The sequence below is a fragment of the Leisingera sp. JC1 genome, assembly GCF_001679925.1.
GTDB lineage: Bacteria > Pseudomonadota > Alphaproteobacteria > Rhodobacterales > Rhodobacteraceae > Leisingera.
This window is the reverse complement of sequence record NZ_LYUZ01000039.1, coordinates 1-908: the sequence shown is the minus strand read 5'-3', so window position 1 is coordinate 908 and position 908 is coordinate 1. Positions and strand designations below refer to the sequence as shown.

1 protein-coding gene is annotated in these 908 nt (G+C 69.5%); it reads left to right on the top strand.

Annotation, left to right across the window (positions count from 1 at the left end; all coding sequences use genetic code 11):
* Window positions 1-76 precede the first annotated feature (76 nt).
* A partial coding sequence (locus A9D60_RS04910) for a glycosyltransferase (RefSeq protein WP_141117818.1) occupies window positions 77-908 on the top strand: 832 nt, incomplete at its 3' end.

Genomic DNA, 908 nt, shown 5'->3' with positions numbered 1-908 from the left:
CTGGGCGCCTGTCTGCCCGCCGGGGCCCGCGGACGGCTCAGGCGCCGCTGGAACAGCGTATTCGGGAGGACCTTTCTTGCAATCCGCAACCATTGAACGCGCAGGCATGGTTCCCGGGCAGGAGCTGCGGGTTGCCTGTTTCGCCAATCAGTTCGGCGACCGGCAGGGGCACGGGCTGGCCCGCTACGCCCGCGAGCTGCTGCAGGCGCTGCGGGGCGTTGGCGGTCCCGAAATCATCCCCGTTGCCGGATGGTCGGGGCTGGAACCGGCGGCGCTGGCCGCGCGCCAGCAGGAGACCGGGCTGAAGCTCACAGGGCTGGGCCGCCGCGGCACCTCGCTGCTCTGGACGTTTCTCGGGCGCCCGTCCCTTGAGGCCTGCCTGGACGCGCCTGTCGATGTGGTCCACGCGGTGTCCCTCGGCTACCCGGTGGCCACCCGGAAGCCCCTGGTGGTGACAATTCACGATCTCGGCCCCCTGATCCATCCGGAATACTTCCGCAACACCCGCCCTTGGGTCATGAAGCGCAGCCTCGACCAGGCGGTGCGGCAGGCAGATATCATCACCTGCGTGTCGCAATACACCGCCGATACCGTCCGGGAGTATGCAGGCCCAAGCGTCGAATCCCGGCTGCGGGTTGTGCTGGAAGGCGTTTCGGAGGATTTCTTCACCCCGGCGGATCCGGTGCTGCTGCAGCGGTTTGCCCTGCCATCCGGCGTGCCCTTCATACTCTCCGCCGGGGCGGCAAGCCCGCGCAAGAACCTGGCCGGCCTGCTGCAGGCCATGGCGGGCCTGGCAGACAGCATCCCGCACCATCTGGTGCTGGCCGGCGGCGCAGGCTGGGACAGCGGGGAGATTGCCCGGGCGCTTGCCGCACCGGCGCTGCGCAACCGCGTGCACAGCCTTGGCT